This is a genomic window from Pseudomonas sp. RGM2987, assembly GCF_022952855.1.
Lineage (GTDB): Bacteria > Pseudomonadota > Gammaproteobacteria > Pseudomonadales > Pseudomonadaceae > Aquipseudomonas.
In genome coordinates this window covers 161,952-173,804 of record NZ_JALJDX010000221.1, presented here as the reverse complement: position 1 = coordinate 173,804, position 11,853 = coordinate 161,952, and the positions used below count along the sequence as shown (strand labels likewise).

At 60.9% G+C, this 11,853-nt stretch carries 12 protein-coding genes; 6 read left to right on the top strand and 6 right to left on the bottom strand.

What is annotated here, in order from left to right; translation table 11 throughout:
* Positions 1-15: 15 nt before the first annotated feature.
* Positions 16-1,722 carry a ShlB/FhaC/HecB family hemolysin secretion/activation protein gene (locus tag RGM2987_RS26250; protein WP_245145769.1) on the bottom strand — a complete coding sequence of 569 codons (1,707 nt, stop codon included), beginning with the start codon at positions 1,720-1,722 and terminating at the stop codon, positions 16-18.
* 280 nt (positions 1,723-2,002) lie between these two features.
* Between RGM2987_RS26250 and RGM2987_RS26245 the strand changes: the two genes are divergently transcribed.
* The gene (locus RGM2987_RS26245; RefSeq protein ID WP_245145779.1) at positions 2,003-2,275 is read left to right on the top strand and encodes a hypothetical protein; all 273 of its coding nucleotides are present in this window, start codon (positions 2,003-2,005) and stop codon (positions 2,273-2,275) included.
* A gap of 248 nt (positions 2,276-2,523) precedes the next feature.
* On the opposite strand, the gene RGM2987_RS26240 is transcribed toward RGM2987_RS26245, so the two are convergent.
* Entirely contained in the window at positions 2,524-3,870 is a 1,347-nt protein-coding gene (locus RGM2987_RS26240; protein ID WP_245145768.1) for a DEAD/DEAH box helicase, read from the bottom strand.
* 194 nt (positions 3,871-4,064) lie between these two features.
* Here RGM2987_RS26240 and RGM2987_RS26235 point away from each other — a divergent pair, with 194 nt between their 5' ends.
* The gene (locus tag RGM2987_RS26235) at positions 4,065-5,363 is read left to right on the top strand and encodes a mechanosensitive ion channel family protein (protein WP_245145767.1); all 1,299 of its coding nucleotides are present in this window, start codon (positions 4,065-4,067) and stop codon (positions 5,361-5,363) included.
* A gap of 170 nt (positions 5,364-5,533) precedes the next feature.
* On the opposite strand, the gene RGM2987_RS26230 is transcribed toward RGM2987_RS26235, so the two are convergent.
* Positions 5,534-6,178, bottom strand: a complete 645-nt coding sequence (locus RGM2987_RS26230) for a hydrolase (protein ID WP_245145766.1) — start codon at positions 6,176-6,178, stop codon at positions 5,534-5,536.
* Positions 6,179-6,336: 158 nt separating this feature from the next.
* On the opposite strand from RGM2987_RS26230, the gene RGM2987_RS26225 reads away from it, so the two are divergent.
* On the top strand, positions 6,337-7,224 hold the full coding sequence (locus tag RGM2987_RS26225) for a LysR family transcriptional regulator (protein WP_245145765.1): 888 nt from the start codon (positions 6,337-6,339) through the stop codon (positions 7,222-7,224).
* Here RGM2987_RS26225 and RGM2987_RS26220 read toward each other — a convergent pair.
* From RGM2987_RS26220 to RGM2987_RS26210, 3 genes are all read right to left on the bottom strand, one after another.
* Complete coding sequence (locus tag RGM2987_RS26220; RefSeq protein ID WP_245145764.1) at positions 7,217-8,080, bottom strand: carboxylate/amino acid/amine transporter; 864 nt, start codon at positions 8,078-8,080, stop codon at positions 7,217-7,219. The genes RGM2987_RS26225 and RGM2987_RS26220 overlap by 8 nt on opposite strands.
* A 326-nt stretch (positions 8,081-8,406) precedes the next feature.
* Complete coding sequence (locus tag RGM2987_RS26215) at positions 8,407-9,006, bottom strand: FMN-dependent NADH-azoreductase (protein WP_245145763.1); 600 nt, start codon at positions 9,004-9,006, stop codon at positions 8,407-8,409.
* Positions 9,007-9,156: 150 nt separating this feature from the next.
* Positions 9,157-9,471 (bottom strand): 3-phosphoglycerate kinase, encoded by a 315-nt coding sequence (locus RGM2987_RS26210; RefSeq protein ID WP_245145762.1) that lies wholly within the window; start codon positions 9,469-9,471, stop codon positions 9,157-9,159.
* A gap of 50 nt (positions 9,472-9,521) precedes the next feature.
* Here RGM2987_RS26210 and RGM2987_RS26205 point away from each other — a divergent pair, with 50 nt between their 5' ends.
* The 3 genes from RGM2987_RS26205 to RGM2987_RS26195 are packed head-to-tail and all read left to right on the top strand — an operon-like array spanning position 9,522 to position 11,830.
* Positions 9,522-10,445 (top strand): LysR family transcriptional regulator, encoded by a 924-nt coding sequence (locus RGM2987_RS26205; protein WP_076385912.1) that lies wholly within the window; start codon positions 9,522-9,524, stop codon positions 10,443-10,445.
* Positions 10,446-10,459: 14 nt separating this feature from the next.
* Entirely contained in the window at positions 10,460-11,263 is an 804-nt protein-coding gene (locus RGM2987_RS26200; protein WP_245145761.1) for an alpha/beta hydrolase, read from the top strand.
* A gap of 3 nt (positions 11,264-11,266) precedes the next feature.
* Positions 11,267-11,830 (top strand): peptidylprolyl isomerase, encoded by a 564-nt coding sequence (locus tag RGM2987_RS26195; protein ID WP_245145760.1) that lies wholly within the window; start codon positions 11,267-11,269, stop codon positions 11,828-11,830.
* The last annotated feature ends 23 nt before the right edge of the window (positions 11,831-11,853 follow it).

The following is an 11,853-nucleotide window of genomic DNA, read 5'->3' as shown; positions in this document are numbered from 1 at the left end:
CTCGTTACAGCAGAATTAGAGAAATGCATCGATGCGGAAGTAGATCGGCGCTTCGCGCTCGGTCAGGGCGTCCGGTCGTTCCAGGGAGTGGGCGAAGGTGACGCTGGCGCTGAGGTGCTCACCGCGGGCGAACAGCTCCAGCGAGTTGCTCGACATGCGCCCGTGTTGTTGGCCGTTGTAGCGGTCACCGCGAATCACGCCCTGGTCATAACCGAGGCTGGTGCCATATTCGGCAAATACCGGGCGCAGCCACTCCAGCGTCACCGGACGGCTCCAGCGCAAGTCGTTGCGCCAGTAGCCGCCGCTGTCGCCAGACAAGGATTGGTCCTTGTAACCACGAATCGACGACTGCCCGCCCAGGCTCATGCGCTGCGGGCTGAACAGCACGTCTTCACTGCGCTGGCCGGTCATCAGGCTGCTGAAGCTGAACGACTCGTCCCACAGCTTGAACGGTTGCAGGTAGCTGGCGGTGGCGGTGTATTTGCGATAGCGCGCGTCCGGCACGCCGGGGCCCGGGTCGTGATCGCCCTGGGCATCGAGGGCACCGATGCCTTCCTGCATTCCCAGATCGAGGTTGACGAAGGCACTGCCGACCCGCCGTCCATGGTTGATGCCGAACTGGGCCTCGCTGATGCGATTGCTGCTCTCGCGAAGCTTGCTGTCTTCGATGAAGTTGTTGGTGCGCAGGTACGAAAGGCCAGTGTTGAGGGAGGTCTTGCTCAGCGCATCGCGGTGGATTACCCGCTCGACCCGCAACTGATGGTTCTGGCTGTCGCCGGTCTGCTTGAAGTTGAAACCGTTGGCGGCGATCTGCGAGCGGTACTCGCTCTGGCTGTAGGTGTAGCTGACGTTCCACCAGCCCCAAGGCAGGTTGTAATAGAGCATCGCGTTGTTGGAGGTGTGCTGGTGGTCGGTCATTGCGTCGTGACCGCCGCGCAGCATCAACTGGTCAGCCAGGCCCAGTGGGCTGTCCCATTCAAAGCTGCTGCCCCACTGCTGCTCACCGGTGCTGCGCTGGCCGTCGTTGCTGCGCGACAGCCCGGCACGCCAGGGCTTTTTCGGCTCGTTGGTGACGCGCACTTCACTGCCGCCGACGTTCTGGCCGGGGGTCAGCTCCATTTTCGCCTGGTTCGATGGCAGGCGATTGAGCTGATCGACCATCTGTTCGATCTCTCGCAGGTTGACCAGCTCGCCGGTCTGGCCGGGGAATGCCATGGCCAATTCGCGCTCCGACAGTTGGCTGTTTTCGGCGCCTTTCAGACCTTCGAGCCGTCCCTCGACCACCAGCACTTGCAGGTGCCCGCCGGAAAGATCCTGCTGCGGAAGGTAGGCACGGCTGGTGACCAGGCCTTTTTCGATGTAGTGGTCGGTGATGACCTTGAGCAGTTCGTTGAGCTGCGTCACGCCCAGGCATTGGCCGATATAGGGCTTGAGCAAAGCCTGGCGCTCGCGTTTAGAGAGACTGTCGGCGCCCTTGAGTTCGATGGTCTGGATCGGGAAGCAACGGCTGTCGGCAGGCGCCGTGGACTGGGTCGGCTGCGTCTCTTTGCCAGGCAGGTCCTTCAAGTCTTCCAGACGCCGACGCTGCTCTTCGAGCAGGCGATTCTGGCGCTCGCGGATCAGGTCCGTGTCACCGGGCGTGGTGGCGGCGTTGGCAAGGCTCAGTGGAGAAAGGCATAGCAAAGCCAGGCACAACCTCGCCCAAAGGGCGGGTGAGGACATGTTCGATCCCTCGAGCGAAAGTGATATCAAAATAGCGGCGCGATATTAGTTAGCCATCATTTTGACGTCAATTAAATAATTGAGCTTTGAGGCTATCGCTGGGACCGCTCATCTGAAATCAGCTCCTTCTCTCTATACGGCAAGAAATGTCTCGTCGAGCGACTGGAAGGGTCGTAGGAAGCTGCGGGAAATGGACGACAACCAAGCCTTGGCAATGAACTTTCCACCCGACACCAGCCTCAACCCATTACCTGCCTACAAGGAATACGAGGCCCCCACCATGAAAACCCTCATGCAGCTCACCCTCGCCGCCGCCCTCGCCAGCGCCCTGCCCGCCTGGGCCTGCACCCCCGAGGAGGCCACCGTCAAGCGTGAACAACTGGCCCAGGAAGTGACTCGGCTCACCCAGCAAAACCCGACCAAGGCCAAGGAAATCAATGATGAATTGCAGGCCATGGACCTGGACACGGCCAGCAAGGATCTGCCGGACAAGTGCCAGTTGATCGATAAGCGCTTGGGTGAGTTGAAAGACGCCGAGAAAAAGGCTGGCTAATCAACCAAAGCCAACCCCCCGGCTCTTGTGGCGAGGGAGCTTGCTCCCGCTGGGGTGCGAAGCGCCCCCTCTGCTCAGGCAGTCAACCTATGAGGCTGATGAGCAGGCCGCTATCGTTGGGCCTGCTGCGCAGTCCAGCGGGAGCAAGCTCCCTCGCCACGGGGGCAGTGCCAAGCTTGAGTGTGGGTTTCCACCCATAAAAAAACCGGACACAGGTCCGGTTTTTTTTGTGAAGCAGTGCCGCCGATTCACTCAGCCGCCGGAGCCTCTGGCTTGCGGCGTTTGAGCGGGGCCATGCCGTCCTTGCTCACCAGCGAAGGCGCTTCGGCTTTCGGGCGGTTGGCGGTCTTGCGCTTGGTCGGGGCCTTGGCGGCGGTTTTCTTCTTGTCGCCCTTGGCGTCGACCTTTTTCCTCTTCACGCCCACAGCCTTGCCCGAGGCCTTGACCTTCTTCGGTCCGCCGTAGGTGCCTTTGACTTCCTTGATGGTGCGGCGCTCGAAGCTCTGCTTGAGGTAGCGCTCGATGCTCGACATCAGGTTCCAGTCGCCGTGGCAGATCAGCGAGATCGCCAAGCCATCGTTGCCGGCGCGGCCGGTACGGCCGATGCGGTGCACGTATTCGTCACCGCTGCGGGGCATGTCGAAGTTGATGACCATGTCCAGGCCATCCACGTCCAGGCCACGGGCGGCGACGTCGGTGGCGACGAGGATTTTCACGCCGCCCTGCTTGAGGCGATCGATCGCCAGCTTGCGGTCCTTCTGGTCCTTCTCGCCGTGCAGCACGAACGCCTTGTATTCCTGAGCCACCAGGCGACCGTAGATGCGGTCGGCCATGGCCCGGGTGTTGGTGAACACAATGGCTTTTTCGTAGGTTTCGTTGGCGAGCAGCCAGTTCAGGATCTGCTCTTTATGGACGTTGTGGTCAGCCGTGATGATCTGCTGACGCGTCGTGGAGTTCAGTTGGCTGACCGCGTTGAGTTGCAAGTGCTCCGGGTTGTTCAGCACCTTGGCGACCATCTCCCGCAGACCCGAACCACCGGTGGTGGCAGAGAACAGCATGGTCTGCTGGCGGTTGACGCATTCGTCCACCAGGCGCTGCACGTCTTCGGCAAAACCCATGTCGAGCATGCGGTCGGCTTCGTCCAGCACCAGCACTTCGACTTCTTTCAGGTCCAGGTTGCCGGCGTTCAGTTGCTCGATCATCCGCCCCGGGGTGCCGATCAGGATATCCGGCACCTTGCGCAGCATGGCGGCCTGGACCTTGAAGTCTTCACCGCCAGTGATCAGGCCGGACTTGATGAAGGTGAACTGCGAAAAGCGCTCCACTTCCTTCAAGGTCTGCTGGGCCAGTTCACGGGTCGGCAGCAGGATCAAAGTCTTGATGCTGACGCGAATCTTGGCCGGGCCGATCAGGCGATTGAGGATCGGCAGCACGAACGCGGCGGTCTTGCCGCTGCCGGTTTGCGCCGTCACCCGCAGGTCACGCCCCTGGAGCGCGAGCGGGATGGCCGCTGCCTGCACGGGCGTTGGCTCGACAAATTTAAGCTCGGCCACGGCTTTGAGCAGGCGTTCGTGCAGGGCGAATTCGGAAAACACGGGTGCTACCTCGAAGAAATGCAAAAAAACAGCTGCATAGGGTAACGGTTTCGAGCGCGAAGGCCGAGTTTCTTTCTGCAAACGCCGACAATCAGCGGCATTTTTTTCAACCGGTACGCCGCAAACAGTCACCTGGACCGGCTTAAATGCTCTAATCGCGCCGTCGCGTCCTTTATAGAAGAATCGTTTCGTCCATGGATATCAAACAGCTCTGGGTCAACCTCCAAGACCTCTGGGGTGCCCTAGACCAGCACCCGCTCCTGCATTCCAGCCTCGGCCTGTTGTTGCTGCTGACCATCGCCCTGGTGTTCGGGCGCGTGGCGCGCTACCTGATCCTGCACGGTGCCAAGCTGCTGGGACGCCAGCCCGCCTTGCACTGGGTCAATGACCTGCGCCAGAACAAGGTTTTCCATCGCCTGGCGCAGACCACCCCATCACTGATCATCCAGTCCGGCCTGCACCTGGTGCCGGAACTCGGCAAGACCAGCCTGGTACTGCTCGGCAATGTCGCCACGGCCTTCACCATCCTGTTCATGGTGCTGGCACTGAGTGCCCTGCTCAGCGCCCTGCTGGATGTCTACGCCCGCACCGAACATGCACGTACCCGCTCGATCAAGGGCTATGTGCAACTGACGAAAATGGTGCTCTATGTGTTCGGCGCGATCATCATCGTCGCCACGCTGATCGACCGCTCGCCGCTGTTACTGCTGTCGGGTTTGGGTGCGATGTCGGCGGTAATCCTGCTGGTCTACAAGGACACGCTGTTGTCCTTCGTCGCCAGCGTGCAATTGACCAGCAACGACATGTTGAGGGTTGGCGACTGGATCGAGATGCCCCAGGTCGGTGCCGATGGCGACGTGGTGGACATCACCCTGCACACGGTCAAGGTGCAGAACTTCGACAAGACCATCGTCTCGATCCCCACTTGGCGGCTGATGTCCGAATCGTTCAAGAACTGGCGCGGCATGCAGCAGTCCGGCGGGCGGCGGATCAAGCGCAGCCTGTTCATCGACGCCAGCGGCGTGCGCTTTCTACACGATGAGGAAGAACAGCGCCTGACCCAGGTGCGTCTGCTAACCGACTACATCAGCCGCAAACAGGCCGAACTCAAGGCCTGGAACGAAGCCCAGGGCAACGTCGCGGTCATGTCGGCCAACCGCCGGCGCATGACCAACCTGGGCACCTTCCGCGCCTACGCCTTGGCGTACCTGAAGAGCCATCCCGAGATCCAACCGAACATGACCTGCATGGTCCGCCAGTTGCAAACCACGGCCCAGGGCATACCACTGGAAATCTACTGCTTCACCGGCACCACGGTGTGGGCCGATTACGAGCGCATCCAGGGGGATATTTTCGATTATCTGCTGGCGGTGATGCCGGAGTTCGGGTTGAACCTGTACCAGCAGCCCAGTGGCATGGATTTGCGTTCGGGGATGCTGCCGGCGGTGTTGGGGGCGAGTCACATAGCCGAGCCACAGAAAAAGGTCATCTGAAACCCACACCACCCCTTGTAGGAGCGGGCTTGCTCGCGAAGGCGGTGGGTCAGTCAATCAGATATCAACTGATACTCTGCTTTCGCGAGCAAGCCCGCTCCCACAGGGATTCGGTTCGTATACCAATACCGGGCACACCTCGCTCCCACAGGGGTTACCGCTTCGGTTGGTTATTTGGCCTGACGCTGCGGTGCCTTGTGCACCATGGTGTAGGCGTAGTCCACGCCCATGCCGTAGGCGCCGCTGTGTTCCAGGACCAGTTGCATCACCGCCTCGTAAGTTTCTTTGTGCGCCCAGTCACGCTGGTATTCGAGCAGCACTTGCTGCCAGGTCACCGGTACCGCACCGGCCTGAATCATGCGCTGTACTGACATGTCGTGGGCTTCTTTGGTGGTGCCGCCGGAGGCGTCGGTGACGATGTACACCTCGTAGCCTTCAGCCAGTGCTTCCAGGGCCGGGAAGGTCAGGCAGACCTCGGTCCAGAGCGCCGCGATGATCAGTTTCTTGCGGCCGGTGGCTTTTACTGCGTCGACCAGCGCCTTGTCTTCCCAGGAGTTCATCGAAGTACGTTCGATGGGTTTCTGATCCGGGTGAACGGCCAGCAACTCCGGCCAGATGTAGCCGCTGAAGCTTTCGGTTTCGACCGAGGTGTAGATGGTCGGTACGTTGAAGATCTTCGTTGCCTTAGCCAAACCCACGGTGTTGTTCTTCAAGGTCTGACGGTCGATCGACTGCACGCCAAAGGCCATTTGTGGCTGATGGTCGATCAGGATCAGGGCGGAGTTGGTTGGGTTCAGCAGTTCGCGGTTAGACATGGTGTGTTCCTTTTTAATGTCAAGATTTCAATCAGTTAGGGGTGGTCGACGTTCGCTTCAGCGGTGATGTCGTCGCCATGGGTGCTACTTTAGGGGCTAGCCATAAAAGGGACAATTACCTAAAATCGAGAATCATTGATTCTAAAATAGGGACAATCATGGATCGCATCGAATGCATGCGCGCGTTCGTCGTCACGGTGGGCGAAAACGGCTTTGCCGCCGCCGCACGGGCCATGGACGTGCCGAGGTCGAAGGTCAGCAAGCAGATTCAGGCGCTGGAAGAAGCGATCGGCGTGCAGCTGCTACAACGCACCACCCGCAGCCTGCATCTCACCGAGGCGGGCGCGGAGTATTTCGAAGCGGCAAGGGAAGTCCTGGCGGCACTGGATGAGGCCGAACAACGAGCCCGGGATGGAATCGGTGAGTTGCGCGGGGTGTTGCGGGTCAATGCGCCGATGTCGTTCGGCCTGCGTCGGCTGGGCAAGCTGATCCCGCTGTTCCATGAGCAGCATCCGAACATCGAGTTGCAAGTGGTGCTCAGTGACCAGCAGGTCGACCCGGTGCGCGGCGGTTTCGACGTGACCATCCGCATCGCCAGCATGCCGGACTCAACCATGATCGCCCGGCAACTGGCCCCCGCGCCGCGGATCATGGTCGCCGCCCCCGCGTACCTGGAGCGCGTCGGTGTACCGCAGACGCCCCAGGACCTGCGCGCCCACCAGTGCCTCAACTACGGTTATCTGCAAAGTGGCGTGAGTCTGCAACTGAGCAACGGCAAGGAGACGCAGCGGGTCACGGTCACCGGCCCGTTGCACGTCAACAACGGCGACTTGCTGGCCCAGGCCGCCGAGGCTGGCATGGGCATTGCGCTGTTGCCGGACTTCATCGTCGAAGAAGGCCTGGCTGCCGGGCGATTGGTACCGGTACTGTGCGAATGGCAGGCTCCGGCGATCAGCATCAACGCGGTGTACTCGTCAGCCCGGCGCCTGCCGCAGAAAACCCGGGCATTCATTGAGTTCCTGGTGGAGCAATTGGCGGCTAAGTAGCCTGGGCGCTGCGCAGGCCCAGACGGCTGATCCATACCGCCGCCAGAATGACCGAGCCACCGAGGAACAACCGACCCAGTTCCTCGTGCTGGTTCCAGATCAGCAAGTTCAGCAACAGCCCCACCGGGACGTGCAGGTTGTTCATCACCGCCAGCGTCCCGCCGTTGACCAGGCACGCGCCCTTGTTCCACCAATAGAGCCCCAGCGCGGTGGAGACCAGGCCAAGGAACACCAGCACGCCCCATTGCAACGGCGCTTCAGGCCAGAAGTTCGCCTTGCCGAACAACAGGAAGGCCGGCAACGCCACCGCCAGCGCGCCGAGGTAGAAATAGCCGAACCGTCGGTAGTGCGGCAGATCGCTCGGATGGCGCGCCACCAAGTGCTTGTACAACACCTGCCCGGCCGCGTAGGTGAAGTTGGCCAGTTGCAGCAGCAGGAAGCCCATGAAGAAATCCGGATTGATCCGGTCGTAGCGAATCACCGCCGCACCGGCCACGGCCACCAGCGCCGCGATCAGCGCCCAGGGATTGAAGCGACGGTTCAGGGCAGCTTCGATCAAGGTCACGTGCAACGGTGTGAGGATGGTGAAGAGTAGGACTTCGGGCACGGTCAGTACCCGGAAGCTCAGGTACAGGCACACGTAGGTCACGCCAAACTGCAAGGCACCGATCACCAGCATGCCGCGCATGAACGCCGGCTCGACCTGGCGCCAGCGCGTCAACGGAATGAACACCAGCCCCGCCAGCAGAACCCGCACCAGCACCGCGAAATAACTGTCGACATGCCCGGCTAGGTATTCGCCGATCAGGCTGAAGGAAAATGCCTGGATCAATGTCACAAAAAGTAGATAGCCCATACGCCCCCCGGTTTCGAATGGCGGCGAAGATAGCGGGTTTGAGCGGTGGGGGCGAGTTTGCTCGCGATGGCGGTGTGTCAGTCAACAAAGGTGCTGGCTCAACCGACGCTATCGCGAGCAGGCTCGCTCCCACAGAGGGGGCTTCTTCTACAGGGGGGCTGTGTGAGTGGAATCGCGGGCAAAAAAAAGCCCGATCTCGCTAAAGCGTTCAATCGGGCTACGGCACTCAGGAGCAACAAGTGCAAAGGGAGGTTCGATGCGCAAAACGGTTTGAAGGGAAGCGCCAGGCCACTAGACCACCTGGCGATTACCCGAGGATTAACGGATCAGGCGACCTGGGCCAGTTGGGCGTTGGCCTGATTCATGCCCTTCTCCTGGAAATCGCCGCCCAGGTTCATGCCTTCGGCATGGATGAAGGTCACGTCGTGGATACCGATGAAGGCCATGACCTGACGCAGGTACGGTTCCTGATGGTCCGTGCTGCCACCGGCATGGATGCCGCCGCGGGCGGTCAGCACAAAGGCGCGCTTGCCGGTCAACAGACCTTGGGGGCCGGTCGGGGTGTATTTGAAGGTCACGCCGGCACGCAGCACGTGGTCGAGCCAGGCTTTCAAGGTACTGGGGATGGCGAAGTTGTACATCGGCGCGGCCATCACCAGCACGTCGGCGGCCAGCAACTCATCGGTCAGCTCGTTGGAGCGCTCCAGCGAAGCGTTTTCGATGTCGTTGCGCTGCTCGGCGGGCTTCATCCAGCCACCCAGCAGATGAGCATCCAGGTGCGGGACCGGATTGATCGCCAGGTCACGCACGCTGATTTCGTCGGACGGGTGTGCGGCTTTCCACTGGCTGATGAAGGTCTGGGTCAGTTGACGGGAAACCGAGTCTTGCTGGCGGGCACTGCTTTCGATGATCAGAACGCGGGACATGGGATGTAGGCTCCATCTGAGAATGTTGTAAGTCGATGGAGTGAAGGTTAAACGCGGTCGTATCGATGAAAAAGCGCAAATAATTGCTGCAAAGCATCGATAAATTCGTTTATAAGCGGAGCATGCGTTGCGCAGTGCTCCGCCGCCGGGCTATTTCGGCTGGCAGGTCAATACGATGCGCAGCTTGATGATGTTGCGATTGAATTTGGCCGTGGCGTTCTTGAACTTGCCGGCGGCGACTTCGATCTTGCGGGTGCGCGGCGCTTCGGGTCCGTTGCGGAACACCACGGTGCAGGCCGCGTCGGTGTTGCCGTAGTTGTTGACCTGGATCGAACCGATGTCGGCGTCGGTGTCATAGGCGTTGTAGTCGATGCTCAGCCCGTTGAGGTGTTTTTCCACGTCGATCGGGTAGGCAAAGGCAGTCAGCGGCAGCAAGGCCAGTACCGCGCAACAGATTTTCTTCATTCGGCAGTCTCCACCAGGGGACCGCCAGCTTAGGACAAGAGGAGCTCAATGTGAAAGCGCCCCGCGTGACCCTTGATCAATGGCGAACGTTGCAGGCCGTGGTGGACCATGGCGGTTTCGCCCAGGCAGCTGAAGTGTTGCATCGCTCCCAGTCATCGGTCAGCTATACCGTGGCCCGCATGCAGGATCAGCTCGGCGTGCCGTTGCTGCGCATCGACGGGCGCAAGGCGGTGCTGACCGAAGCCGGCGGCGTGCTGTTGCGCCGTTCCCGGCAACTGGTGAAACAGGCCAGCCAACTGGAAGACCTGGCCCACCATATGGAACAGGGCTGGGAAGCGGAAGTACGGCTGGTGGTCGACGCCGCCTACCCCAACGCCCGCCTCGTGCGCGCCTTGACCGCCTTCATGCCGCAAAGCCGCGGTTGCCGGGTGCGCCTGCGCGAAGAGGTCTTGTCGGGGGTCGAAGAAGTGCTGCTTGAAGGCGTGGCCGACCTGGCGATCAGCGGCTTCAGCATCCCCGGCTACCTGGGCGCGGAGTTGAGCGACGTGGAGTTCGTCGCGGTGGCCCATCCCGAACACGCCCTGCACCGCCTCAACCGCGAGCTGAACTTCCAGGACCTGGAAAGCCAGTTGCAAGTGGTGATCCGCGACTCCGGTCGCCAGCAACCGCGCGATGTCGGCTGGCTGGGCGCCGAACAGCGCTGGACCGTGGGCAGCCTGGCAACCGCCGCGACCTTCGTCGGCAGCGGCCTGGGCTTCGCCTGGCTGCCCCGGCACATGATCGAACGGGAACTCAAGGAAGGCCTGCTCAAGCGTCTACCCTTGGAGCAAGGGGGCAGCCGCAACTCGACCTTCTATCTGTTTTCGAACAAGGAAAAACCCCTGGGGCCAGCCACGCAGATCCTCATCGAACTGCTGCGCACCTTCGACACTGCGCCGCTGGATGCGCCGTTCGCCGCCCCTGAACAAGCCTGACAAGGATTTCGCCGATGGCCTATTTCGTCCACGAAGATTGCAACCTGCACTACGAAGAATATGGCCACGGCGCGCCTTTGGTGCTGGTCCACGGGTTGGGTTCCAGCACCCGGGATTGGGAAAAACAGATCCCGGTATTGTCGACCCACTACCACTTGGTCGTGGTGGATGTACGCGGCCATGGGCGCTCCGATAAACCCCGTGAGCGCTACAGCATCGAAGGTTTCAGCGCTGACCTGCTGGCCCTGATCGAGCACCTTGGCCTGGGGCCGGTGCACCTGGTGGGCTGGTCCATGGGCGGGATGATCTGCTTTCAACTGGCGGTGGATGAACCCCGGCGAGTCAAGAGCCTGTGCATCGTCAACAGCGCGCCCGAAGTCAAAGTCCGCACCCTCGACGATCGCTGGCAATGGTTCAAGCGCTGGAGCCTGATGCGCCTGCTCAGCCTGGAAAGCATCGGCAAGGCCTTGGGCGCCAAGTTGTTCCCCAAGCCCGGACAATCCGAGTTACGCCTGGAAATGGCCCGGCGCTGGGCAAAGAACGACAAACATGCTTATCTCGCCAGTTTCGACGCCATCGTGGGCTGGGGTGTACAGGAACGACTGTCGCAGGTCACCTGTCCAACCCTCGTCGTCTGCGCCGAGCACGACTACACCCCGGTGGCGCTGAAAGAAGCCTATGTAAAGCAGCTACCCAACGCACGGCTGGCGGTCATCGCCGATTCACGGCACGCTACCCCCCTGGATCAACCCGAACGTTTCAACCAGACCCTGCTCGAATTTTTGACCGCAACCGATTCCACCACTCAGGATCACTGACCCATGCTGAAAAAGATTGCCCTCGCCGCCGGTACCGTGCTGTTTGCTGCCAACCTGATGGCCGCACAACCTGCCAAGGCCCCCCACGTACTGCTGGACACCACCAACGGCCAGATCGAAATCGAACTGGACCCGGTCAAGGCGCCCATCAGTAGCAAGAACTTTCTGGAGTACGTGGACAGCGGCTTCTACAACAACACGATCTTCCACCGGGTAATTCCAGGCTTCATGGCCCAGGGCGGTGGCTTCACCCAGCAGATGCAGCAGAAAGACACCAAGGCGCCGATCAAGAACGAAGCCAGCAACGGCCTGCATAACGTGCGCGGCACACTGTCGATGGCCCGTACTTCCGATCCGAACTCGGCCACCAGCCAGTTCTTCATCAACGTGGCCGACAACGCCTTCCTCGACCCGGGCCGTGACGCCGGCTACGCGGTCTTCGCCAAGGTGGTCAAGGGCATGGACGTAGTGGACATCATCGTCAACTCCCAGACCACCACCAAACAAGGCATGCAAAACGTGCCGATCGACCCTGTGATCATCAAGTCGGCCAAGCGCATCGACTGAACCCACAGGGCAAGCCTGAGCGG